Source organism: Paenibacillus swuensis (assembly GCF_001644605.1).
Lineage (GTDB): Bacteria > Bacillota > Bacilli > Paenibacillales > DY6 > Paenibacillus_N > Paenibacillus_N swuensis.
In genome coordinates, this window is the sequence record NZ_CP011388.1 from 1,535,001 (window position 1) to 1,560,040 (window position 25,040).

The following is a 25,040-nucleotide window of genomic DNA, read 5'->3' on the forward strand; positions in this document are numbered from 1 at the left end:
GATGCGTCCTGTCAGAAAACACAATTTCTCCAACCCGGTTATCATTCAACCTTACCAAAGTGCCGTTCCCAAACTGAGTTACCTTGTAAATAAACGTTTGGACTAGCGCCGGATCCAATTTCCCGAATGACTCTGAAAACAACTGCTCCAGGACCAAGTAAGGCGAGATGGCTTCCTGATGAGCCCTCCTGCTTGTCATGGCATGGAATATATCAGCTATTGCTACTATCCTGGCATACATATGAATTTTCTCATCACGTAGCCCTTGAGGATACCCTGAGCCGTCGATCTTCTCATGATGCTGCAATGCCGCAAGTTTAACACCATCGTTAATCGCAGCCACGCTTCTAAGGATCTGATATCCGTTCACTGTGTGTTTCTTCATCTCTTCGAGCTCATCGGATGTTAACTTTGAAGGTTTATTTAGAATACTTTCATCGAGCTTAATATTCCCTATATCATGAAAAAGCCCCGCTAAGGCCACCTGCATTAAGTCTTTTTGTTGCAGCCCGTGCCATTTGGCCAGTTGATATGAAGTTAGAGCAACCATAATCGCGTTATGATACATATATTCCGTTAGAACTGTAGTTTTAGGCGGGACATAGGTAAGGATATTATAATGTTCTATGTAGCGAATGATCGTTTCTAGTTGATTCCGAATATCCAAAATAGGGATACCTACGCCGCCATTAGCCTTGTTAATCGATTTCTTTAACAGATTGATCATTATTCCATACTCTTCATTGAACTTGAGCGTTGGATTTAGCGGTTGATGCGCCGTGTTCTGGGTTATTTCTGTTCTGGATGAAGCTCGCTCCTCTTTGCCATCGATAGAAACTGAAACTGAAGGAATCAAGAAAGCCTTAAGAATTTCTAGATCGCGTAGCGTAAGCACTTTTCCTTTATACAAAAGAGTTCCACCCAGAGCTGTCAACACATTCTGATTTAACTTTTCCCCGGATTTCAGCAGGTTCACCGCAACAACAGCCAATGATCTCTCCCCCTCTATAAACTAATTTAAAAAAAAGGATTGGAGTATAACCTCCAATCCTTCAGTTCTTCTTAATCTTCAAACTCTTCTTCCATACCGTCTTCATTCAAATCCAACTCTTCACTCTTCTCGACTCGAGTCAATGTTGCTACTTCATCATCTTCTTTAATGTTAATCAGGCGGACACCTTGAGTGTTACGGCCCATAGTGGAGATTCCAGCCATGTCCATACGAATCAAGGTTCCTGAAGCGGTGATAATCATAAGATCCTCATCGTTCTTCACAACTTTAAGACTTACGACAAGACCGTTCTTTGTGGTAACATTCAGGGTTTTGATCCCTTTACCGCCGCGGGATTGGGTTCTGTACTCCGAAATCGGTGTGCGCTTGCCGTATCCCTTGGTTGTCACAATAAGAATATCATTAGTTTCCTCGATAATATCCATATCGATTACTATATCATTCTCACTTAAGGTAATACCTTTAACGCCGGTTGCGGAACGTCCCATGGCGCGAACATCCGTTTCAGGAAAGCGAATGGACATTCCGTCGCTCGTACCCATGACGATTTCCTTAGTCCCGTCGGTCAACTTCACGCCCACCAAGGAATCCTCTTCGCGCAAATTAATGGCAATCAGACCGCCTTTGCGAATGTTGGAGTAATCGTCCAATGGTGTCTTCTTCACAATACCGCATTGTGTGGCGAAGAAAAGATACAAATCCTCTGACATCTTATCTACAGGAATGACGGCGCTGACTTTTTCGCCCTGCTCGATTTCAATCAGGTTGATAATCGGAGTTCCCCTTGCCGTACGGCTTAAATCAGGAATCTCATAAGCTTTAATGCGGTATACTTTACCTTTATCGGTAAAGAACAATAAATAGTTATGAGAATTGGTAACGAACAGATGTTCGACGAAATCATTCTCTTTAGTATCCATTCCTACAACACCGCGACCTCCGCGTCTTTGGCTGCGATAGGTAGTAACCGGCAGACGTTTAACATATCCGCTATGTGTTACTGTAACGACAACCTCTTCTTGCGGAATAAGATCCTCGTCAAGAATGCTTTCTTCACCGACCGTAATCTCGGAACGGCGCGGATCCGCGAATTTCTCCCGAATTTCATTCATTTCTGTTGAGATGATATCCAATACCAATTGCTCATCTCCCAGAATGGCTTTAAATTCAGCGATTTTCTTCAATAACTCGGCATACTCCGCCTCAATCTTCTCGCGCTCCAAACCGGTAAGACGTTGCAGCCGCATATCCAGTATGGCTTGAGCTTGCTCCAGGCTTAACTGGAACCGAGAAATTAATCCCTCGCGGGCTTGCTCTGTAGTTTGCGATGCGCGAATCAAGGCGATGACTTCATCCAAATGATCAAGGGCTATACGCAATCCCTCGAGAATATGGGCACGGGCTTCCGCTTTACGCAGTTCAAATTCGGTACGTCGCCGAATAACTTCAATCTGATGTTGTAAATAATAGTACAGAGCATCTTTCAGATTCAATACACGCGGTTCGCGATTGACTAGAGCCAGCATGTTGATACCGAAATTCGATTGCATTGACGTTTGTTTATACAAATTATTGAGGACTACATTAGGATTTACATCCCGTCTTAGCTCAATAACGATACGCATACCGTTACGGTCAGACTCATCACGCAGATCTGTAATACCATCGATTTTCTTCTCACGAACCAGTTCAGCAATCTTCTCAACGAGACGAGCTTTGATAACTTGATATGGCAATTCGTGGACAACGATGCGAGCCTTGGTGTTACCTTCTTCAATCTCAGCCTTGGCGCGCATCGTAACAGATCCGCGTCCTGTTTGGTACGCCTGACGAATACCTTCGCGACCAAGAATATAACCCGCTGTCGGGAAATCCGGACCTTTGATATACTCCATCAACTCAAGAGGAGTAATGTCCGGATTCTTAATTAAAGCTTGTACACCGTCAATGACTTCACCCAGGTTATGCGGAGGAATGTTCGTTGCCATTCCCACCGCGATGCCGGATACACCGTTTACTAACAGGTTGGGATAACGCGCCGGCAATACAGCAGGCTCGGATTCTTCTCCGTCATAGTTCGGGTTGAAATCAATCGTTTCTTTGTTAATGTCACGAAGCAGCTCCATGGCAATCTTGGACAACCTTGCTTCTGTATAACGCATGGCTGCCGCAAAGTCTCCGTCAATGGAACCAAAGTTCCCGTGACCATCTATCAGCATATAACGCATCGAGAAATCCTGCGCCATCCGAACCATAGATTCATATACGGCTGAATCACCGTGCGGATGGTATTTACCGATAACTTCGCCTACAATCCTTGCGGATTTCTTATAAGGTTTATCCGGAGACATACCGAGTTCCGACATAGCGAACAGAATTCTTCTATGAACGGGCTTCAAACCATCTCTGACATCCGGCAGGGCACGGCTTACAATGATGCTCATCGCGTAGTCCATGAACGAATCGCGCATTTCTGTGCTGATATCTCTATCTCTAATCGAGGAATGTATTTCTTCCGCCATGCTGAACCTCCTGAGTCATTTCTTGCGAAAAACCGTCCTTTACGGACGGTCTTTCTCTTAATTAAATATCCAAGTATTTCACATATTTAGCATGCTGCTGTATAAATTCACGTCGCGGTTCAACGTTGTCACCCATTAAAGTGTCGAAGATCAAATCCGCGTCTATTGCATCCTGGATCGAAACCTGCAACATGGTCCGGCTTTCCGGGTCCATTGTAGTTTCCCACAACTGTGTCGCGTTCATCTCGCCCAGTCCTTTGTAGCGCTGGACATTAACTTTAGCGCCTTCTCCAAATTCAGCAATGATTGAATCGCGCATCTTCTCGCTATCCGCATAACGGATCGTCTTGTTCCGCTCAATCTTAAACAGGGGAGGTTGAGCGATATATACATAACCTGCTTCAATAATCTTCTTCATGTAGCGGTAGAAGAACGTCAATATCAAAGTGCGAATATGAGCTCCATCCACATCCGCATCTGTCATAATAACGATCTTGTGATAACGCGCTTTGTTAATGTCGAAATCATCACCAATTCCCGTACCGAGCGCTGTAATCATCGCACGTATCTCAAGATTAGACAGTATCTTGTCCAATCTGGCCTTCTCTACATTCAGGATTTTCCCTTTCAAGGGTAGAATTGCCTGGAAGTGACGATCACGGCCTTGCTTGGCGGAACCGCCGGCCGAATCACCTTCGACGATAAAGATTTCGCTGACCGAAGCGTCCTTGGAAGAACAATCGGCAAGTTTACCAGGTAAGGAACTGACTTCCAGCGCGCTCTTGCGTCGAGTTAATTCGCGGGCTTTGCGGGCAGCTTCCCGTGCCCGGGAGGCCTGTAAACCTTTCTCGATAATCTTCTTGGATACGGCCGGGTTCTCGTCCAGGAACTCCTGGAACTTCTCGGCGAAGAAGGATTCTACAATCCCGCGGACTTCACTGTTACCCAGCTTCGTCTTCGTCTGTCCTTCAAACTGAGGTTCCGGGATCTTGACGGATATGATAGCCGTAATCCCCTCACGGACATCATCGCCGGAAAGATTGGAGTTACTGTCTTTAATGACGCCCTGTTTCCGGGCGTAATCATTGATAATCCGTGTTAAAGCGCTCTTGAATCCGGATTCATGCGTTCCGCCTTCATGTGTGTTGATATTATTGGCGAAGGAGTAAATGTTCTCGCTGTAACCGTCGTTATATTGCAAAGCAACCTCTACGTGAATGTGATCTTTCTTACCTTGCACGTAAATCGGGGTTTGGTGGACCGCTTCACGGTTACGGTTCAAATATTCAACGAAAGAAACAATTCCTCCGTCGTACTTAAACGTATTGCTCACATCAGTACGTTCATCGGTCAATGTAATCTCAATACCGCCGTTTAAGAAAGCAAGCTCACGAATTCTGGATTGCAAAATATCATAATCATACTCTGTCGTCTCTGTGAAAATTTCGGAATCCGGTACGAAAGTAATGGATGTTCCGGTATCAGCGGTCTCTCCGATTACCTTCAAATCATATTGCGGCGCTCCGCGGCGATATTCCTGTTGATGAATTTTCCCTTCGCGTTTAACGATAACGTTAAGATTCGAAGACAAAGCGTTAACAACAGAGACACCTACCCCGTGAAGACCACCGGAAACCTTATATCCTGACTCTTCACCGCCGAATTTCCCCCCCGCATGCAGAACGGTCAGAACAACTTCTAACGCTGGTCGTTTCATTTTCGCATGCTCACCCACGGGAATACCGCGGCCGTTATCGGTGACGGTGACGCTGTTATCTTGATGTACAGTAACATCAATCTTGGTGCAATACCCAGCCAAGGCCTCATCGATACTGTTATCCACGACTTCCCATACCAGATGATGAAGACCTCTTCCGCTGGTAGAACCGATATACATACCCGGTCTCTTCCGAACGGCCTCAAGACCCTCCAGGACCTGGATCTGACTCTCATCGTACGAATTCTGTTGTTCCAAAGACATGAACTTCACCTACTTGTTTATATTCGAATGCGTCTACATCGTAATGAATTGATTGGCTCGCTTCTTCAGCGTAGTGGATGAAATAGGTGAGTAATACACTCTGTCATGCGTAACCACGATTGACTTCGCTTCCTCTTCACCGATGGTTTCCATCTGTTTGTTGCTTTCGGCAAAATCAATAAACTGCTTGGAGATTTTCGAGGAACTCTCGATCATAATGTCAAAAATAGCGATTAGTTCCGAAGAACGAATGATCTTTTCGCCGCCCAAATGGATAAACACCCTCTTCTCCCCTCCAAGACCGCCCAATATTATTGCATAATGCTTCCGTCGCGAACTTGAAATATCTTCGCGGCTTTCAGCTTGTTCAGGTTTACGCTCTCAATTCCGGTTGTGGTAATGAACGTCTGTACTTTGTTCTGGAATGTCTCAATCAATTGAGTCTGTCTAGACTGATCCAGTTCCGAAAGCACATCGTCAAGAAGCAGAATCGGATATTCTCCCACTTCCTCGCGGATTAATTCGATCTCTGCCAATTTAAGCGATAATGCGGTTGTTCGCTGCTGTCCCTGAGAACCGAAGGTCTGCACGTCTTTTCCGTTAATCGAGAAGACGAGATCGTCCCGGTGCGGACCCACAAGAGTCATACCGCGCCTGAATTCCTGATCTTTCACTTGTGATAATTTTAACATAAATTGTTCAAAAACAATAGTTTCGTCTCCAATGTCCTTACTTCCGAAGGAGGGCGCGTAGTCAATGCGGATTTGTTCTGTTCCTCCGGTTATTCCTGAATGAATTCGTTCTGCCCATATCTGCAGCTTATTTATAAAGTTTTGACGCTTTTTCATAATTTTAGTACCGTAGGACACCAATTGTTCATTCCACACGTCCATAAGCGCCTGATTAGAAGCTCCGCCGGGATTCATGGCTTTAAGCGCATTGTTGCGCTGCAACAAAATCTTATGATATTGCGACAGATCATGGAGATAGGCAGGCTGAACTTGTCCGATTTCCATATCAAGAAAGCGTCTCCGGATACCGGGGGCGCCTTTGACAATCTCTAAATCTTCCGGAGCAAACATAACCACATTCAAAGCTCCGATAAAATTGCTCAATTTTCTCTGTTCCAACCCGTTAATCTTGGCTTTCTTCCCCAGAGCGGATATGGATAAATCCAACGTAACAGCTCCATACTTCTTCTCTATTTCACTGTGCAGCTGCGCAGCGGAACCGTTCCAGGAAATGAGTTCCTTATCCTTGGAGGTGCGGTGGGATTTTGTTAAAGCCATCACGAAAATAGCTTCGAGAAGGTTTGTTTTCCCCTGCGCGTTAGGCCCGATAAATATATTCACATTCGCGTCTGTTTCAATCTGCACGTTATCATAATTGCGATAATGCTGTAAGGCCATTCGTTTAAGAAACATTAGCCTCGTGTCACCTTGTACTGGCCATGCCCCTCAACAACAACGGTATCCTCGGGATAAAGCTTCCGGCCCCGGCGATTCTCAGCCTCTCCATTCACATGGATAGTTTCTTCCTGAACAAAAAATTTAGCTTGTCCACCTGTGGATATCACATCAGCCAGCTTTAGAAATTGTCCAAGGGTAATATATTCGTCTTTAATGCCAACGCTCTTCATACTTCACGGATCCTCTCGGTTTAGTTCGTTGTCCGGTATGGAAGGATTAGGTAGAGACTGTTTACATGGTCATTCGGTTTAATAATGATCGGACTCATGGCGCCGGTAAATCCGATGTGTATAAATTCGCTGTCGATTACTTTTAATACATCCAGCATATATTTAGAGTTAAACGAGATTTTTAGTTCCTCGCCTGTCATGGTTTCCACTTCAAGCTGCTCTGTAAACTTGCCTAGTTCGGATGAGCTTGATGAAATCTCAACATTCTTCTCGTCTTGGGTAATGAGCTTAACAATATTGGTTTTCTCTTCTCTGGACAGCAAGTAAGCACGGTCAATGGCATCCGTGAACGCTTTAGTTCTTAAGACGAGTTCTGTTTTGTACACTTGCGGAATAATCTTGGAAGTATCCGGATAGGTTCCGTCAAGAATACGGGAATAGAACAGAACGTTGTCTATTTTGAACAGAACCTGGTTGTCTGCAACGACGATATCTACTAACGTATTTTGATCCGGGATAATTTTACTGAGCTCATTCAAAGTTTTCCCTGAAATAACAATGTTATTAAAGTTAAGGTCTGAATCGGCTTCGATAGCAGCTTCACGAGTAGCTAAACGGTGACGGTCTGTAGCCAAAAGTTTAAGGGAGCCTTCAGCCATTTTCCACAGGATACCAGTCAGTACAGGTGTGGATTCATTAGTTGAGACGGCAAATCCGGTTTGTCTGACCATCGTTTTTAGTAAATCACCAGGAACGCTTAACACATGGTTTTCTTCAATACGCGGAAGAATCGGAAACTCTTCGGGATCCATGCCGACCATTTGGATATCAGAGGAACCGGACCGAATGGAGATTTGGAAAGAGTCGTTTACCTCGATCTCAATATTTTGGGAAGGCAGTTTTTTGATGATTTCAATGAAAAATTTAGCAGGAAGAACAATGCTGCCCGCTTTAGTAACTTGAATAATGGTTTCGTTATCTTTATCTATCGGAATAAAACTCTGGATGGATATGTCGGTATCGCTTGCGGTTAAGGTTAAGCCTTGATATGTTGCCTCAATCTTAATTCCTGTAAGAATGGGTATCGTGGTACGGCTAGAAATCGCTTTGGATACATGCCCGATGGCATCGTTTAATTCATTTTTTAATATCGTCAATTTCATAATAAGTCACTCCTAAGAAATTCATAACGGGCATAGCCGTACATCACGCCGCATACCCTATTATATACTTTTATTTTATTAGTAATAGTAGTAGGGGCACTGAATATGTGGATAAGTGAAAAAAACATATATGAGATAAGCCTATCCACATGTGAATAGATTGTGCATAGGCTTATACGTATTTCTATTCAGCTGTGTATAGATTTAAGAAGAATTTTTGATCTTCTCGGTAATGTTGTTAATAATTTTGAACAGTTCCTGATCCTGCTTCATCGCCATAGCAATTTTGTCATGAGCATGGATGACCGTAGTGTGATCCCGGCCACCGAATGCTTCACCAATCCGCGGTAAAGAAAAATCGGTAAGTTCCCTCGAAAGATACATGGCTACTTGACGGGGAAAAGCTACGGCTTTCGTACGTTTCCGTGCTTTAAATTCCTCAAGTTTCATACCGTAAAACTCAGAAACCTTTTGTTGGATATCAAGAATAGTAATAGCTTTAGGACGGCTGGAAGGAATAATATCTTTCAAGGCTTCCGCAGCCAGGTGAGACGTTACATCCTCATTAATCAGAGAAGAGTAAGCTACAACCCGAATCAACGCGCCTTCCAACTCGCGAATATTGGAATCAATCTGATTGGCGATATACATCATCGCTTCATTCGGAATGTCCAGATTCTCCGCTTTGGCTTTCTTCCGAAGAATAGCGATCCGTGTTTCCAAATCAGGGGGTTGAATATCGGTAATCAGGCCCCATTCAAACCTGGATCTCAGCCGTTCCTCGAGTGTGGGAATTTCTTTAGGAGGCCGGTCGCTTGAAATAATAATCTGTTTGCGTTCTTCATGGAGAGCATTAAAAGTATGAAAGAATTCCTCTTGCGTCTGCTCTTTGCCGGCCAGGAATTGAATATCATCGATGAGCAAAATATCAATATTTCGGTATTTATTACGGAAGCTTTCCCCGCGGTTATCTCGAATGGCATTGATAAATTCGTTGGTGAATTTCTCTGAGGAGATATATAAAACCCGGCTCTTCGGGTTATTGTCGATAATGTAATGTCCGATCGCATGCATTAAATGAGTCTTTCCAAGACCTACACCCCCATATAGAAATAAAGGGTTGTAGGCTTTAGCCGGTGCCTCCGCAACAGCCAGCGAAGCGGCATGGGCAAAACGGTTGCCGGAGCCGATGACGAAAGTGTCGAATGTGTATTTGGGATTCAACATATGGTTGAAGCCTTCCTCATGAACGATCGGCGAAGTCGGCTGTATGACCGGAGGCATGGAGGTTTCCACATCCTCGGGACTGTTCTCTTCTATAACAAACTTCACGTCTACCTTATAACCCATGTATTCCTGGACGGTAGATTTCACAAGCTTCGTATATCGGCTTTCTAGCCACTCTCTCGCAAAAGTATTCGGCGCACAAATAATAAGCGTCGTTTCGTTAAATACCTTTGCTTTTGTTGATTTCAACCATGTATCAAAGCTGGGTTTGCTAAGCTTTGTCTGGATGACAGACAACACCTGCTGCCATAAGTCATTCTTCTGGCCTTCCACAGAATGTATCCTCCTTTAAGAAATTGCGATGTGGCTAGAGCCATGAAAATACAGTATAGGACAAAAAACGAAAAATGTCGAATGTTATCCACATAGTTAATAGATTACAAATGGAATGATACAGAACCGGACACAGTGTTCGTAAAGTTATCCACAGACTGTTAATAGTTTGGGGAGAACTTTAAGATATCCACATTAAAATCAATCTAATAATATCAAAATGAGGCTTGATTATCAACGAACTTCCTTGTTTTATCCACAATTCCTATAGGTTGTGTATAATAATTATGAACAACACAAGATATTGTTTATAATTTGTTAAAAAAGCTAAAATGCTGGCGAATTTTGTTGAAAAGTTGTGCACAGGCGATCTGCTGTGAATAATTATTAGGATGTGAATAATTTTTTAAAGAGGCTGTTGATAATTTTTAGCGAAGGATAGCAAGTGGGTTGACTTTTGCGGCGTAGGATGTTTTAATGTATAAAGGCATTTTATGCGAAAAACGTAATTCCTTGAGGGGGTGCAAATAAATGAGACCTACTTTTAAACCGAATGTAAGCAAACGCGCTAAGGTTCATGGTTTCCGTAAAAGAATGAGCACGAAGAATGGCCGTAAGGTTCTTGCTGCTCGTCGTCAAAAAGGCAGAAAAGTTATCAGCGCTTAAGTCATGATTCGGGCCACTCCAGGTGGCCTTTTTGTTTTTCTTCTTCTATATAGGCTTCTTGATGGAAGCTTATTTGGCATGCCTTCAGGTTTATAATGAAGCGCGAATGCCCAAGCTATAATTAACAATGAATACAGTTGCCGGTGGAGATTAATGTGCAGAAAGAAATGCGTCTGACCCGTAAAGAAGATTTCAACAAAGTGTACCGATACGGAACTTCCTTTGCGAATCACCAACTAGTGGTCTATATGTTGCCGCAGAAGTCGGTTGAAACCGTCAGAGTTGGGATCTCGGTTAGTAAGAAGATCGGCAATGCCGTCATCCGTAATCGCATGCGCCGTTTAATTAAAGAAATAACAAGACATCATGAAGAAGCATTAAAACCGCATTATGATCTTGTTTTCATCGTCCGAAAACCGGCGGTGGACATGGAATATGCACAGTTGGAGAAAAGTCTGCTTCACGTCCTTCGGAAAGCATCCCTTCTTAAACCTCGGGGTCGAACTACATAAGGAAGAAAGCCCTTTCGAGTCATTTCCATTGTGTGCTATTCTATGCTATATTTTAAGGGATAGTATAAGAGAGGAGTTTTTGTGTGTCTCGTCGTAAATGGCTTATATTTGCTCTAATTTCTGTAATGCTCCTGCTTTCGGGGTGCGGTAATCCCGCCAACAAGCCAATTAATCCGGATGGCGGCATTTGGGACAAATATTTCGTGTATCCGTTATCTCAATCTCTTGATTGGTTCGCCAGCGTGTTTGGCGGAGAATACGGATTATCTATTCTAATAGTAACAATTATTATTCGGTTGATTATTCTGCCGCTTACGCTGAAACAGTATAAGAGCTCCAAACGGATGCAAGAGATTCAACCTGAATTAAAGAAAATTAAAGAGCAACACAAGGATAATCCGCAGAAACAGCAAGAAGAAACGATGAAGTTGTTCCAAGCGCAAGGCGTTAATCCGTTGGCGGGCTGCTTGCCGATCTTCATTCAGATGCCGATTCTGATCGCATTATATAATGCGATTGTCCGTAACGGCGAAATCAGCAGTCATAGCTTTCTATGGATGGAATTAGGCGAGAAGGATCCGTATTATATCCTGCCATTACTGGCCGCGTTAACTACATTCATCCAACAGAAGATGATGTCATCCCAGATGACACCGCAAATGCAGAGCTTAATGTTTATTTTCCCTGTTCTGATCTTCGTGATGGCGATGAACTTCGCTTCCGCGTTGCCGTTGTATTGGGTATACAGCAATATCTTCACAATTGTTCAGACGTACTTTATTTATGGAAAGCCAGGAAAGTCTAATCCGGAAGTTGTCGTAAGTGACAATTCGAAAGGCAAACCTAAAAAAGGGAAACCTAATGGAGCGCGAAATAAATGATAATTGTCGTTCAAGGAAAGACGATTGAAGCTGCGAAACTCGCGGGAATCCAACAATTGAACGTTACCGAGGATCGGGTAACCGTCCGTGTGCTGGAGCAACCCACCAAGGGTTTCCTTGGTTTCGGCGCCAAGGCCGCGAAGGTGGAGCTTACGCTTCTGCCTGAGCCTCCGGATCCTGTTCATGAAGCGATGACATTCCTTCAGAATGTCACTCGCGCCATGCAACTGGACGTTTCCTTAGAACGACAAGAATCTAAAGAAGGCATCACGTTGAATGTAGTCGGTCAAGATTTGGGCATGCTAATCGGCCGCAGAGGGCAGACGCTGGATGCGCTGCAGTACCTGGTCAACATTGTGGGCAACCGATATGCCGCGAAGCATTTCCGCATTACATTGGACGCGGAGAATTTTCGTGACCGGCGTAAGCAAACATTGGAAGAGCTGTCGCAGCGGTTAGCCAACAGGGTCATTAAATCGAGGCGCGAGGTCGTGCTTGAACCGATGCCGTCCCAGGAACGCAAGATTATTCATGCGCAGCTCCAGAATCATTCTAAAGTGAAAACATACAGCAAAGGCGACGAACCTAATCGCCGGGTTGTAATCGCAATACGATAAGATGAATGCAATGACTTCCCGTGTCTGGATGCGAAGTCATTGCTTTTTTTGTAGAGACCCAAGAAATGGTCGATCTTGTTTTAGGGTATTCTAAAGCAAGACTGGCCGCGAGGAAATGAGGTGCACCATGATTTCTGACACAATTGCCGCCATCGCCACCGCGGTAGGCGAAGCCGGGATCGCGATTATTCGAGTAAGCGGACCGGATGCCGTGCAGGAAACGGCGAAACTGTTTCAATCCAAGATCCCGCTTACCGAGGTTTCATCCCATACGGTAAATTACGGTCATATTATAGATCCGCTTGACGGGAGTCGGGTGGAAGAAGTATTGGTATCCGTCATGAGGGCGCCGCGATCTTTCACGGTGGAAGATGTCGTGGAGATTCATTGCCATGGCGGGGTAGTATCCGTGCGAAAAGTCATGGATTTACTCTTGCAACGGAATATACGCCTGGCGGAACCCGGTGAATTTACGAAACGGGCATTCATTAACGGCAGGCTGGATCTATCCCAGGCTGAGGCCGTCATTGATTTGATTCGTTCCAAGTCGGACCGCGCGTTTAACATTGCGCTTAAACAGGTGGACGGGGCTTTGTCCAAACGAATCAAGGCCATGCGTTACGACTTGGTGGAGTTGATGGCTCACATTGAAGTGAATATCGACTATCCGGAGCATGATGTACAGGAAATGACGAGCACATTAATTCAAAATAAATGTTCAGCTGCTTTGCAAGAAATCGAACAACTGCTGAAAACAGCAAGCGAAGGCAAGATTCTGCGAGAAGGCATCACAACTGCGATTGTCGGCAGGCCGAATGTAGGTAAATCGTCATTGCTTAACGCTCTGGCTCAAGAGAATAAAGCGATTGTAACGGACATACCCGGCACAACACGCGATGTCATTGAGGAGTTCGTGACCATTAACGGGATTCCGTTGAAACTGCTCGATACTGCGGGGTTGCGGGAAACAACGGATTTAGTAGAACAAATCGGTGTGGAGAAATCGCGTAACGCGTTGGAACAGGCTGATCTTATTTTGTTTGTGGTAAACTATAATGAGAAACTTCATGACGATGAACTGTTACTCCTTGAGAAGCTGAAAGAGAAACAGACCATCATCATTGCCAATAAGACTGATTTACCGCAGGAGCTGGACTTGAAATCCATTTACACTCATTTCCCCGCGCAACAGATTGTTACGATGTCGGTGAGGGAGCAAGAAGGATTAGATCAGCTGGAGAAATCAATATCCAGTCTGTTCTTCAGCGGAGAGTTGGAGAGCAATGATCTCACCTACGTAAGCAACGTGCGACATATTGCCTTGTTGAAACAAGCTAAAGTCTCTTTGGAAGAAGGCAGAGACGCCGCGGAGGCTTTTGTACCCATTGATATGATTCAGATTGATATCCGGTTGGCATGGGAAAGACTCGGTGAAATTATCGGAGACAGTGTGAGCGAGTCACTGATTGATCAAATTTTCTCCCAATTCTGTTTGGGTAAATAGTCTATAGAGGATTAAGGAAGGTAAGAAGGAGGTAATGGTTATGAGTTATGCCGGCGGTCAATATGAAGTGATCGTGATTGGAGCAGGGCATGCCGGATGTGAGGCCGCATTGGCATCCGCCAGAATGGGCTGCAATACACTGTTGGTGACCATTAATTTGGATATGGTCGCGTTTATGCCTTGTAATCCTTCCATCGGCGGACCTGCTAAAGGTCATGTCGTCAGAGAAATCGATGCTTTGGGCGGCGAAATGGGTAGAAATATTGATAAAACCTATATTCAAATGCGAATGCTGAATACAGGTAAAGGTCCTGCCGTGCACGCATTACGCGCTCAAGCGGATAAATTTCTATATCAGCATATGATGAAGGAAACGATTGAAAAGCAGGACAATCTTACGTTGCGTCAAGGCATGGTGGAGCAACTGATTGTTGAAGACGGTGTATGTGTGGGTGTCGTCACGAAGACGGGCGCGGAATACCGAGCGCAAGCGGTCGTGCTTACAACCGGTACCTATCTGCGCGGAAAAGTGATTATGGGAGAGCTGATGTATGAGAGCGGACCTAATAATCAGCAGCCTTCCATTAAACTATCCGAGCATCTCAAAGATCTGGGGCTGGAGTTGGTTCGGTTCAAAACTGGGACGCCTCCTCGTGTGCACAAAGATACCATAGACTTTTCAAAGACCGAAATTCAACCGGGGGATGCGGAGCCGAAGTTTTTCTCTTACGAGACTACAGAAGGCCCTACAGCGGAGCAATTGCCATGCTGGTTGACCTATACTTCCGGCGAGACCCATCAAATTATCAACGATAACTTACATCGGGCGCCTATGTTTTCGGGTGCGATTGAAGGAACGGGACCCCGATATTGTCCTTCGATTGAAGATAAGATTGTTCGCTTTAGCGACAAGCCAAAGCACCAAATTTTCTTGGAACCGGAAGGCCGGAATACGGCTGAATACTATGTCCAAGGCTTATCTACGTCTATGCCTGAGGATGTTCAATTGGGAATCTTGCGTTCCATTCCCGGTCTCGAAAAGGTAGAAATGATGCGAACAGGCTACGCTATTGAATATGATGCTGTAGTACCTACGCAACTATGGCCTTCTCTGGAAACAAAGCATGTCAGCGGGTTGTTTACGGCAGGACAAATTAACGGTACCTCAGGTTATGAGGAAGCCGCCGGCCAAGGTGTTATGGCTGGTATTAACGCGGCGCGAAAAGTTCAAGGGAAAGAAGCTGTAGTCATTGAGCGCTCTCAGGGTTATATCGGCGTTCTGATTGATGATTTGGTTACCAAAGGTACCAGTGAGCCTTACCGCTTGCTTACTTCCCGAGCGGAATATCGGCTGTTGCTTCGCCATGATAATGCGGATTTAAGGTTAACGCCTATTGGGTATGATATTGGCTTAATTTCGCAGGATCGGTACGACCGTTTTGCGGACAAAAGAGAGCGTGTAAACGCGGAGATCGAGCGCTTGAAAACCGTTAAAGTAAAACCGGAGGAACGCGTCTTATCCGTATTGGAAGAAGCGGGAACCGTTGCAATCACCCAGGGAACTGATGTTCTCTCCTTGCTTCGTCGTCCTGAAATTACTTATCAACATGTGGAAAAGATGATTTTGCCTGAAGAATATGCACAGTTAACAGATGAAATGAAGGAACAAGTAGAAATACAAGTGAAATACGCAGGGTACATCGAAAAGCAACAATTACAGGTGGAGCGCATGCGTAAAATGGAAAAGAAGCGAATCCCTGAGGATATTGTCTACGAAGAGGTACACGGGCTTGCAATGGAAGCCAAGCAAAAGCTGGCCAAAATACGTCCAATCTCCATCGGTCAGGCTACAAGAATTTCGGGTGTAACCCCTGCAGACATTTCCATATTGCTTGTATATTTAGAACATTATAATCGAGTTATTGCGGCAAGAGGGTAGAGGAACTGAGTATGGATAACGTTAAAGAACAATTTACATCATTACTTGCTGAACGCGGATTAATCCTTAGCGAAACCCAATGGAATCAATTCGAAATCTATTTGCGTGAGCTAGTATCCTGGAATGAGAAAATGAATTTGACCGGAATTACGGAACGGAGTCAGGTTTATCTTAAACACTTCTATGATTCAATCTCACTAGCTTTTTATGTCCCGATGGATGCCGTGAAGAATCTGGCTGATATTGGATCGGGTGCGGGGTTTCCCAGCATTCCCCTAAAAATTATGTTTCCTCATGTACAAGTTACCATTGTGGACTCGCTAAATAAGCGTATTCAGTTTCTAAAACATTTAGTCAGCGAAATCGGCTTGGATGGGGTACAATGTGTACATGGGCGTGCAGAGGATCTAGCTCGCAAACCTGAGCTAAGAGACGCTTTTGATTTAGTTACAGCCAGGGCTGTAGCGAGAATGAATGTGCTGAATGAATTCTGTCTTCCTTTTGTATCTAAACATGGTCTGTTTGTTGCTATGAAAGGTTCGGATCCATCAGAGGAAGTTGCTGAGTCCAAGGGTAGTTTGATTAAACTTAATAGCCGATTGAAAGAAGTTCATTCATTTAAGCTTCCTATTGAGGAATCGGACCGACATATTATAATTGTCGATAAGCTGGATCGTACACCTAAAGCCTATCCTCGTAAGGCGGGTACGCCGCTGAAAGAACCTTTAATGTAAACTTAAATGTTCCACGTGAAACAAATAAGAATTATTTGAATGTTTTTACGCGTCAAAGCAGGAAACGACCTCTGTTCTGGAGAATTATTGTGGATACGGAGTTCGATGTTTACTATAGAGCGGGTGGTATGGATCGCTATGAAAGATCAAATTTCAAAGCTATTTGGCTTAAATGAGAAAACAACAACTAACGATGAAGTGCGAAATTTGCCAGTTGATGAAATTGTCCCTAGTCCGTATCAACCCCGTACGATCTTTGACGATGATCGCCTGGAGGAGCTATGCCAGACGATTCGGACTCATGGTGTTATTCAACCCATTGTTGTAAGGGTTCGTAACGGTGGGTTTGAATTAATTGCGGGCGAACGCCGATTGCGTGCAGTGAAGAAATTAGGTTTAGAAACAATTCCGGCTATTGTAAGAGACTTTAATGATTCTCAAACCGCATCCATCGCATTAATTGAAAACCTTCAAAGAGAAGGGTTAACTTCTATTGAAGAAGCCAGCGCGTACCAACAATTAATTGAGATGCACAGTCTGACCCAAGAGAGTCTTGCTCAACGATTGGGGAAGAGTCAATCTACCATTGCCAATAAAATTCGTTTACTTCACTTAAGCGAACCGGTCAAGGCTGCATTGCTAGAACGTAAAATTTCCGAGCGTCACGCCAGGGCTCTGTTATCACTGGATAGCGAAGAGTTACAAGTTCGAATCCTTGAAGAAATCATAACCAAGGAGCTCAACGTTAAACAAACTGAAATGCGCGTTAACTTTTTGAAAGAATCAACTAAGATTAAAAAAGCTAAACGTATTTCCTTCTCTAAAGATGTGCGTCTTGCTTTAAATACGATACGTCAATCTGTTGAAATGGTCGTAGGGTCCGGTCTAGAAATTAAGACGGATGAGAAAGACTACGAAGATCATTACGAAATTGTTATTAAGATTCCCAAGAAATAAGCTCATGAATCGCTAAGGGGCGGCGGAGAGCCGCTTTTTCTGTTTTTACGCATGCTTCCTATCTTTTGAATCATAGATTATCTTCATAGTTTCATAGGTATGTATTGCGAACAATGATTGAGGTGAACTCCGATTGTCTAAGATTATAGCTATAACAAACCAGAAGGGCGGCGTTGGGAAGACGACGACTTCTGTTAATTTAGGGGCTTCTCTTGCCGCCTTGGGGAAGAGAGTGCTGTTGGTTGATATTGACCCTCAGGGAAATACTACAAGCGGAATCGGGATCAACAAAGCCGATGTGACTTATTGTATTTACGATATCATTATTAATGATGTGCATCCGAAGGATGCAATTTGTGATACGAATATCGAGAACCTCAAAGTAATTCCGGCAACCATTCAGCTGGCGGGAGCTGAGATTGAGTTAGTTCCGACCATCTCCAGAGAGGTCCGGTTGAAGAAGTCGCTCTCCTTAGTGAAGCATATGTTTGACTACATACTCATTGATTGTCCGCCGTCTTTAGGTATACTGACCGTAAACTCGCTGACTGCAGCCGATTCCGTTATTATTCCGATTCAATGTGAATACTACGCTTTAGAGGGCTTGAGTCAGTTACTGAACACAGTTCGATTGGTTCAAAAGCATTTAAACACTTCGCTGCAAATCGAGGGTGTTCTGTTGACGATGTTCGATGCCCGGACAAATTTGGGAATTCAAGTTATTGAAGAAGTGAAGAAATACTTCCAACAAAAGGTGTATCAAACCATCATTCCACGTAATGTGCGTTTAAGCGAAGCGCCGAGCCACGGTCAATCCATCATAACTTATGATTCCAGATCAAAGGGCGCTGAAGTGTATATGGAACTTGCCAAGGAAGTGATAACTTATGAGTAAGCGATTGGGAAGAGGACTAGACGCTCTTATTCCGTCATTAAACGTAAATGAAGATGATAAAGTAGTGGAAATCCCTATGAATCAACTTCGCGCCAATCCTTATCAGCCTCGCAAAACATTTAACGATGAAAGCATTCAGGAATTGGCCGCATCCATCAAGGAACACGGGGTGATTCAGCCCATCATCGTGCGAACGGTACTGCGCGGTTATGAAATCATTGCAGGAGAACGCAGATTTCGTGCGTCTCAAGCATGCGGAAAGACCACTGTCCCCGCGGTTATTCGGAAGTTTACAGATCAGCAAGTCATGGAAATCGCACTCATTGAGAATCTTCAAAGAGAAGATCTCAATGCGATTGAAGTAGCTATAGCCTATCAGTCGCTGATTGACCAATTTACATTAACGCAAGAAGAACTATCTGTTAAAGTGGGGAAGTCCAGATCACATATCGCCAACTTTCTACGGTTACTGCAATTGCCCGAAGAAATCAAAAACTATGTTTCACGTGGAACATTATCCATGGGTCATGCCCGAGCGATTGCCGGCCTTAAAGACGATAAAGCCAAGAAGGATATCGCTGAGTTAGCCATCCGCAATCAATGGAGCGTGCGAGATCTGGAAGAAGCCATCCAGCGTAAAGAGGAAGATGCTTCCAGTCCCAAGGAGAAAGCAATCCAAAACAAAATGAAAAACAAAGATCCGTATATCAATGAAGTGGAAGACGGGCTGCGTGATAAATTTAAAACAACGGTGAAGATTAAACACGCTAAGGATAAAGGAAAGATAGAAATTCTATATTTTTCCAAAGATGACTTAGAGAGATTGCTTCATATTTTGCAACAATAAGTGGTGATTGCTCGTCAACATGAAAGAAAGCATGCCGTTAGGTATGCTTTTTTGTTCGAAAAGAACCCGTAAGCGGAAGGAGAGCATACAATGCAACACGTATACTTTGATAACGCGGCCACCTCATGGCCCAAGCCGCCTGGCGTAGCGGAAGCGATGTTGGAATGCGTGAAGGATTATTCTGCCAATCCGGGCCGAGGCAGTCACACGATGGCGGTGAGGGCGAGCAGGGTTCTTTTTGAAACGCGAAAAAGCTTGGCAAAATTGTTCCATGTACGCAATCCGGTGGATATTTCCTTTGCTTTAAACACTACAATGGCGTTGAATCAAGCGATAAAAGGGTGGGTACGACCCGGAGATCATGTAGTTTGTACCGCGCTTGAACATAACTCGGTGCGAAGGCCTCTGGAGTTTTTAAAAGCAACGCAAGGAGTTAAAGTGAGTTACATCGAAACCGACCTTGCCGGAAGATTAATGCTGAGCACTCTTGAGGATACCCTTCAACCAGAGACCCGATTGGTCGTATGTAACCATAGCTCGAACTTGCTGGGATCTATTTTGCCTATGGAAGAAATTTCAGAATTGATTAAACGAAAATCTCCGCATGCGAAACTGTTGGTGGATGCAGCTCAGAGCGCAGGTGTGATTCCGATTGATGTGGAAGCGATGGGCATAGATATGCTTGCGTTTCCGGGGCATAAAGGGTTGTTAGGGCCACAGGGCACGGGAGGCCTGTACTTGCATCCGGAAATCATTATGGAGCCGCTCATGCATGGAGGGACAGGCAGTCAATCGGAAGCGATTGAACAACCGACGGTAAGACCGGATCGCTATGAAGCGGGTACGCTAAACACGCCAGGAATCGCAGGATTAAATGCAGGTGTAAAGTTTGTGTTGGAGCAGTCCGTGGAACAGATTCACACCCATGAGTGGGGTCTTACGCAGCGGTTCATGGAGGGCTTAAGCCGATTGGACAAGGTTCAGTTGCTTGGTCCTGAATTAGGGCAGGTGCGTACAGGGATTGTGGCATTTAATTTGCCGGGAAAAGATTCATCAGAGGTAGCCTTTATGCTGGATAGACAGTACAATATAGCAGTAAGGGCCGGTTACCATTGTACGCCATTGGCGCATCAGAGCGCGGGTACACTGGGGGCAGGAGCAGTACGTGCCGGGATGGGGTATTTCAATACCGCAGAAGAGGTGGATTACGTCCTGGAATCCATAAGAGATATTCAACAAAAGGGTTAAGCACATCATGAGTAAGGAGCTAGCGGGTATGGAAACGATTTTGAATGTAGAGGCGGATTTATTAGTAGGTGCAGTGCTTCTGTTCGTGGCATTATTGTTTGTTCTTTGGATTTCCAACGCGATACGGATTTCAAGAATGAAGAAGAGATACAAGAAGATGATGGGTGAGAGCGGTATGCCCAACCTTGAGGTGCTCATGACTGAGATTCAGGAAGAAGTCCATAAACTCCGTCTTGAAAATGAACAACAGAGGAATAAAGTGAACGTGATGGAGCGCAAACTGAAGAGTATGAAAGGGCATGTCGGCGTACATCGCTACAATGCATTCGCGGATCGGGGAAGCGACCTTAGTTTCTCTGTCGCCATAGTAGATGACGAGCTGAATGGGGTTGTACTTAGCGGTCTGCATAGCAGGGAAGATACCTATGTATACAGCAAACCGCTCACGAACGGAGATTCCGCCTATCCTTTAACACCGGAAGAGAAACAAGCCATCAATCAAGCGATACATAAGGCTTAGCCGAATATCCGCGATGAGCCCGATGGAGAGTGACCTCGATCGTACGCGAAATGATATCCGCCATCTTCATAACCAGGCTTAACCGGGTGTTCTGCAGGACAAAATACTCCATAAATCCGCCTACGTTTACGATTCCGGTAATATGGATGTTTCCGACAGGAGGCAGTTCCTTGTTTACGCCCGCACCGGGCTTTACAGGTCCATGACCCAGCTGGATGCAACCGACACTGGCGAGTTGTCCGAGACACGCGTCTACGGCGATCACGAACGGGTTATTGTAACGATCTTGAATGACTTGCAAGATTTCATTGAGGTTCATCGCATGAACAGGGTCTTCCAGCGTTCCATATACGGAAAAGGGTTTCCCTTCGGAGCGGGACAAGTTCGTACCTACCAAGGGCCCCAAAGAATCCCCGGTGGAACGGTCCGTGCCCACACAGACGACCACAAGTTCCTGACCCGGACGTACGCCTGACAACAGTTGCTTGAGCTGTTCCGTCAGAATGCCCAACACATTGGGTTCTGTATATGAAACTTTTACTGACGTAGGTTCTTTTCTATTAGGCATTTTAAATGGGAAGGTCATTGAGGTTCCTCCATATACGGACGAATTGATATTACAGTATACGGACAATCTAGCAGTTTTATACGTAGAAATATTTTGAGAGATAGGGGGTAGGTAGAGATGGCTTGGGATATGCTCATTGCATTCGATTCCACACAGCAAGCGTTGCGCACCGAAATGTTGTTGGAGTATGCCGAGATCGACATCGATACTTGCCCGACACCTAAGGAGATTACGGCAGGCTGCGCGCTCTCTATTCAATTTCCTAAAGAAGATTTGGACCAGGTGGTCCGCATTATTCGTTCCGAACAGGTTGAGGTCCGCGGGGTTTACACAAAATCGGACAATGGGTATGATAACATTCATATGTAAGGGAGGTTGTCATGGTGAACAATGTAGGCAAATGGACGCCCCAGCAATTCTGGACAAGTTTAACCGACATCGGCACATGGACTCTGATCGGATGGGTCGCGTTAAAGATTATTCTGATGATCGTGCTGGGACGCATTCTCGTCGGTATCGTCTTTAAAATTCTGGATCAAGCCATGAAAGAACGCGATGTAAAGCGAATCAAGATCGACACGAGGCGAACCCAAACCATCGTTAAGTTGGTCAAAAATGTCGTGTCATCCACGGTATATTTCATTATTATTCTCATGGTACTAGCGGAGATTGGATTGGACCTGGCTCCATTATTGGCAGGAGCGGGTGTGCTCGGTTTAGCGATCGGATTCGGGGCGCAGACGTTGGTGAAAGATATTATAACCGGCTTCTTCATTATTTTTGAGGATCAGTTCGCGGTGGGGGACACGATTCAAGCCGGAACTTATAAAGGCACGGTAGAGATGATCGGATTACGCACAACGAGATTGAAGAGCTGGACAGGCGAGGTTCATTTTATCCCGAACGGTTCGATTGTGCAGGTTACGAATTATTCTCTGAACAACTCCATCGCTGTGGTGGACGTGACGGTACCGATCGATCTGGATGTGGATACGTCGATTGAGTCCATAAAGACTACGGTGCAAAGAGAGTTTGATAAAAGTGAAGACATGGTGAAACCGCCGGAGGTATTGGGCATTCAATCCGTAGGTACGGCCGATGTGGTCATCCGGGTTACCGCCGAGTGCAAAACAAATACGCACCTTGCCGTATCCCGATTGTTAAACGCGGAGATCAAGCGTGCGCTGGATGATGTCAAAGCTAATGCGGCCGCATCCGCAGCAAACAAAGGCGATGTGTATTAAAGCTTGAAACCGGGGAGGTCATGGGAATGGAACCGAAGCAATTCCAACTGGGCGATGTAGTGATGATGAAGAAGCCTCATCCTTGCGGCACGAACGAAATGGAGATCATCCGCATGGGAATGGATATCCGGGTTAAGTGTGTAGGCTGCAAGCATAGCGTGATGATTCCCAGAGCCCAATTCGAGAAGAAGATGAAGAAAGTGCTTCGATCGGCGCCGCCTAAGGAGCAGTAAAATCAGCTAGAAAATCCTAATAAAAACAATTGCACACCGAGTCGGCGCTGTGGTACAATATCCTTTGTCCACTGTTTAAAGGGACGGGCCGTTTTAACTCGGAAAGGTACCCAAGAGGCCCAAGGGGGCTGACTCGAAATCAGCTAGGCGTCGCAAGGCGTGCGTGGGTTCGAATCCCACTCTTTCCGTAATACATACCTATTAAAGCATCCCTCGGGATGCTTTTGTTGTATAAGGATTGAAGAGTGGGATGAGAGGTTCGTCGGAGCATCATCATCGGAAGCATAAACTTCGCAGTCTCGCCGTAAGGCGAGTACCCCACCCGACTTTCCGTAATACATACCTATTAAGGCATCCCTCGGGATGCTTTTGTTGTATAAGGATTGAAGAGTGGGATGAGAGGTTCGTCGGAGCATAAACTTCGGAAGCATAAGCTTCGCAGTCTCGCCGGAGGCGAGTACCCCACCCGACTTTCCGCCATACATAACGAATCAGAGCATCCTCCGGGATGCTCTTTGTTGTATAAGGATTGAAGAGTGGGATGAGAGGTTCGTCGGATCTTAATGTGTGCCTTTGCGGCGCCACTTGCGGTTATGGTTGGTCAGCTCCGGAAACTTGTCGCCTTTGCTGAGCTCCACTTGCTTGGGGTTGTTAATATTCATATGAAAATCGTCTTCACCGACTTCATAGTAAATGCCGTTGTTCGGCGCTTTTTGCCCAGGTTCAAACAGGGATTGTTCACCCATCGGTACTTCACCTCAACTATATAAAGTTATGTTGCACGCTATAGTATGTCCGTTAATGAACATTCCTTATGTACGGTCAAAAGTAAAATGTTGGATTCCCCTTGTGTCGGGTGGGCGGATTTGATATAATACTCGGGTATGCGAGTTAACACTCGCTCCTTGCTCCCTTGAGTGGGGGCCGTTTAGTCCAAGAGGAGGTGAAAATCAATGCGCAAATATGAAGTCATGTACATTATCCGTACGGATATTGAACAGGAAGCTATTCAATCCACAGTTGAAAAATTCCAAGGCATCATCACCAACAACGGTGGCGAAATTACCAAGCACGATGTAATGGGTAAGCGCCGTCTTGCGTATGAGATCGAGAAGTTCCGTGACGGAGTTTATGTTCTGGTTAATTTTACAGCAGAACCATCCGTTGTCGCTGAACTTGAGCGTGTAATGAAGATTTCCGACGAAATCATTCGTTACCTGATCACTCAAGACGTTACTGCTTAATAGCCTATGTGCTGTAATTCCATGCTGAGGAGGGGAATCACTTGTTGAATCGTGTTATTCTAATCGGTAGATTAACGAAAGATCCGGAACTGCGTTACACGCCGGCTGGCGTTGCCGTAACCCAGTTTTCGCTTGCGGTTGACCGTAACTTTAAAGATCAGAACGGTGAAAGAGAAGCCGATTTTATTAATATTGTTACTTGGAGACAACTTGCGGAGACTTGCGCGAACTATCTGCGTAAAGGCCGTTTAACCGCGGTTGAAGGCAGAATTCAGACGCGCAACTACGACAACAACGAAGGTAAACGCGTTTACGTAACTGAAGTCGTAGCTGATAATGTTCGCTTCCTGGAATCGAATAAGTCAGAAGGCGGCAACAGTAACAGTGGCGGATTTAATCGCGAAGAAGGATCAGGCGGAAGCTACGGAAAAGGAAACAATTCGCGAGGCAATCAGGATCCGTTCTCCGACGATGGCAAACCGATTGATATATCGGATGATGATCTGCCATTCTAGCACCGCTGGAATGCAGAACTTGAAATTTATAAACAGAAA

The 25,040-nt window shown here is 45.0% G+C and carries 27 protein-coding genes and 1 tRNA gene (1 of these 28 only partly in view); 18 read left to right on the plus strand and 10 right to left on the minus strand.

Going from position 1 to position 25,040, the window contains the following annotated elements; translation table 11 throughout:
* The 8 genes from SY83_RS06640 to dnaA all read right to left on the minus strand — a co-directional run.
* Positions 1–991, minus strand: the 5' portion of a protein-coding gene (locus SY83_RS06640; protein WP_068605386.1) for an HD-GYP domain-containing protein. The gene continues 89 nt to the left of window position 1, outside the view; 991 of the gene's 1,080 nt are visible here — the first part of the coding sequence; it begins with the start codon at positions 989–991; its stop codon lies off the left edge, out of view.
* A 71-nt stretch (positions 992–1,062) separates the two neighbouring features.
* Entirely contained in the window at positions 1,063–3,534 is a 2,472-nt protein-coding gene (gyrA, locus tag SY83_RS06645; protein ID WP_068605388.1) for a DNA gyrase subunit A, read from the minus strand.
* 61 nt (positions 3,535–3,595) lie between these two features.
* Positions 3,596–5,515, minus strand: coding sequence for a DNA topoisomerase (ATP-hydrolyzing) subunit B (gyrB, locus tag SY83_RS06650; RefSeq protein ID WP_068605389.1), 1,920 nt, complete (start codon positions 5,513–5,515; stop codon positions 3,596–3,598).
* A gap of 33 nt (positions 5,516–5,548) precedes the next feature.
* Complete coding sequence (gene remB / locus SY83_RS06655; protein ID WP_068605391.1) at positions 5,549–5,797, minus strand: extracellular matrix regulator RemB; 249 nt, start codon at positions 5,795–5,797, stop codon at positions 5,549–5,551.
* Between the two features lie 29 nt (positions 5,798–5,826).
* Positions 5,827–6,939: a DNA replication/repair protein RecF gene (gene recF, locus SY83_RS06660; protein ID WP_068605394.1), complete on the minus strand. Its 1,113-nt coding sequence runs from the start codon at positions 6,937–6,939 to the stop codon at positions 5,827–5,829.
* On the minus strand, positions 6,939–7,154 hold the full coding sequence (yaaA, locus tag SY83_RS06665) for a S4 domain-containing protein YaaA (protein WP_068605396.1): 216 nt from the start codon (positions 7,152–7,154) through the stop codon (positions 6,939–6,941). Before yaaA ends, recF begins: the two co-directional genes overlap by 1 nt.
* A gap of 20 nt (positions 7,155–7,174) precedes the next feature.
* Positions 7,175–8,317 carry a DNA polymerase III subunit beta gene (gene dnaN / locus SY83_RS06670; RefSeq protein WP_068605398.1) on the minus strand — a complete coding sequence of 381 codons (1,143 nt, stop codon included), beginning with the start codon at positions 8,315–8,317 and terminating at the stop codon, positions 7,175–7,177.
* A 204-nt stretch (positions 8,318–8,521) separates the two neighbouring features.
* Complete coding sequence (gene dnaA / locus SY83_RS06675) at positions 8,522–9,877, minus strand: chromosomal replication initiator protein DnaA (RefSeq protein ID WP_068605400.1); 1,356 nt, start codon at positions 9,875–9,877, stop codon at positions 8,522–8,524.
* 531 nt (positions 9,878–10,408) lie between these two features.
* Between dnaA and rpmH the strand changes: the two genes are divergently transcribed.
* The 12 genes from rpmH (at position 10,409) to SY83_RS06735 (ending at position 21,197) form a co-directional block, all read left to right on the plus strand.
* Positions 10,409–10,543 (plus strand): 50S ribosomal protein L34, encoded by a 135-nt coding sequence (gene rpmH / locus SY83_RS06680; RefSeq protein WP_068605402.1) that lies wholly within the window; start codon positions 10,409–10,411, stop codon positions 10,541–10,543.
* Between the two features lie 155 nt (positions 10,544–10,698).
* A complete protein-coding gene (gene rnpA / locus SY83_RS06685; protein WP_068605404.1) occupies positions 10,699–11,055 on the plus strand; it encodes a ribonuclease P protein component in 357 nt (118 codons plus the stop codon).
* A 125-nt stretch (positions 11,056–11,180) separates the two neighbouring features.
* Positions 11,181–11,936 carry a membrane protein insertase YidC gene (gene yidC / locus SY83_RS06690; RefSeq protein ID WP_068610959.1) on the plus strand — a complete coding sequence of 252 codons (756 nt, stop codon included), beginning with the start codon at positions 11,181–11,183 and terminating at the stop codon, positions 11,934–11,936.
* Positions 11,933–12,553: an RNA-binding cell elongation regulator Jag/EloR gene (gene jag / locus SY83_RS06695; RefSeq protein WP_068605406.1), complete on the plus strand. Its 621-nt coding sequence runs from the start codon at positions 11,933–11,935 to the stop codon at positions 12,551–12,553. Before yidC ends, jag begins: the two co-directional genes overlap by 4 nt.
* 127 nt (positions 12,554–12,680) lie before the next feature.
* Entirely contained in the window at positions 12,681–14,057 is a 1,377-nt protein-coding gene (gene mnmE, locus SY83_RS06700) for a tRNA uridine-5-carboxymethylaminomethyl(34) synthesis GTPase MnmE (RefSeq protein ID WP_068605409.1), read from the plus strand.
* A gap of 40 nt (positions 14,058–14,097) precedes the next feature.
* A complete protein-coding gene (gene mnmG, locus SY83_RS06705) occupies positions 14,098–15,996 on the plus strand; it encodes a tRNA uridine-5-carboxymethylaminomethyl(34) synthesis enzyme MnmG (RefSeq protein WP_068605411.1) in 1,899 nt (632 codons plus the stop codon).
* A gap of 11 nt (positions 15,997–16,007) precedes the next feature.
* Positions 16,008–16,730: a 16S rRNA (guanine(527)-N(7))-methyltransferase RsmG gene (gene rsmG, locus SY83_RS06710; protein ID WP_068605413.1), complete on the plus strand. Its 723-nt coding sequence runs from the start codon at positions 16,008–16,010 to the stop codon at positions 16,728–16,730.
* A 138-nt stretch (positions 16,731–16,868) separates the two neighbouring features.
* A complete protein-coding gene (gene noc, locus SY83_RS06715) occupies positions 16,869–17,687 on the plus strand; it encodes a nucleoid occlusion protein (RefSeq protein WP_068610960.1) in 819 nt (272 codons plus the stop codon).
* 133 nt (positions 17,688–17,820) lie between these two features.
* The gene (locus SY83_RS06720) at positions 17,821–18,582 is read left to right on the plus strand and encodes a ParA family protein (protein ID WP_068605415.1); all 762 of its coding nucleotides are present in this window, start codon (positions 17,821–17,823) and stop codon (positions 18,580–18,582) included.
* A complete protein-coding gene (locus tag SY83_RS06725; RefSeq protein ID WP_068605416.1) occupies positions 18,575–19,429 on the plus strand; it encodes a ParB/RepB/Spo0J family partition protein in 855 nt (284 codons plus the stop codon). The genes SY83_RS06720 and SY83_RS06725 overlap by 8 nt, the downstream gene beginning before the upstream one ends.
* A 90-nt stretch (positions 19,430–19,519) precedes the next feature.
* The gene (locus SY83_RS06730) at positions 19,520–20,677 is read left to right on the plus strand and encodes an aminotransferase class V-fold PLP-dependent enzyme (protein ID WP_068605417.1); all 1,158 of its coding nucleotides are present in this window, start codon (positions 19,520–19,522) and stop codon (positions 20,675–20,677) included.
* 7 nt (positions 20,678–20,684) lie between these two features.
* Complete coding sequence (locus SY83_RS06735; RefSeq protein ID WP_068605418.1) at positions 20,685–21,197, plus strand: DUF4446 family protein; 513 nt, start codon at positions 20,685–20,687, stop codon at positions 21,195–21,197.
* Here the strand turns inward: SY83_RS06735 and yyaC are convergent.
* Positions 21,172–21,783, minus strand: a complete 612-nt coding sequence (gene yyaC, locus SY83_RS06740; protein ID WP_068605419.1) for a spore protease YyaC — start codon at positions 21,781–21,783, stop codon at positions 21,172–21,174. The genes SY83_RS06735 and yyaC overlap by 26 nt on opposite strands.
* A 99-nt stretch (positions 21,784–21,882) precedes the next feature.
* On the opposite strand from yyaC, the gene SY83_RS06745 reads away from it, so the two are divergent.
* The 4 genes from SY83_RS06745 (at position 21,883) to SY83_RS06760 (ending at position 23,430) form a co-directional block, all read left to right on the plus strand.
* On the plus strand, positions 21,883–22,134 hold the full coding sequence (locus SY83_RS06745) for a putative Se/S carrier protein (protein WP_068605420.1): 252 nt from the start codon (positions 21,883–21,885) through the stop codon (positions 22,132–22,134).
* An 11-nt stretch (positions 22,135–22,145) separates the two neighbouring features.
* On the plus strand, positions 22,146–23,009 hold the full coding sequence (locus SY83_RS06750; RefSeq protein ID WP_068605421.1) for a mechanosensitive ion channel family protein: 864 nt from the start codon (positions 22,146–22,148) through the stop codon (positions 23,007–23,009).
* A 26-nt stretch (positions 23,010–23,035) separates the two neighbouring features.
* The gene (locus SY83_RS06755) at positions 23,036–23,242 is read left to right on the plus strand and encodes a DUF951 domain-containing protein (RefSeq protein WP_068605422.1); all 207 of its coding nucleotides are present in this window, start codon (positions 23,036–23,038) and stop codon (positions 23,240–23,242) included.
* Between the two features lie 100 nt (positions 23,243–23,342).
* A tRNA-Ser gene (locus tag SY83_RS06760) sits at positions 23,343–23,430 on the plus strand.
* 372 nt (positions 23,431–23,802) lie between these two features.
* Here the strand turns inward: SY83_RS06760 and SY83_RS06765 are convergent.
* Positions 23,803–23,988: a YjzC family protein gene (locus tag SY83_RS06765; RefSeq protein WP_068605423.1), complete on the minus strand. Its 186-nt coding sequence runs from the start codon at positions 23,986–23,988 to the stop codon at positions 23,803–23,805.
* 207 nt (positions 23,989–24,195) lie between these two features.
* Here SY83_RS06765 and rpsF point away from each other — a divergent pair, with 207 nt between their 5' ends.
* The gene (gene rpsF, locus SY83_RS06770; RefSeq protein ID WP_068605424.1) at positions 24,196–24,486 is read left to right on the plus strand and encodes a 30S ribosomal protein S6; all 291 of its coding nucleotides are present in this window, start codon (positions 24,196–24,198) and stop codon (positions 24,484–24,486) included.
* A 41-nt stretch (positions 24,487–24,527) separates the two neighbouring features.
* On the plus strand, positions 24,528–25,001 hold the full coding sequence (gene ssb, locus SY83_RS06775; RefSeq protein WP_068605425.1) for a single-stranded DNA-binding protein: 474 nt from the start codon (positions 24,528–24,530) through the stop codon (positions 24,999–25,001).
* The last annotated feature ends 39 nt before the right edge of the window (positions 25,002–25,040 follow it).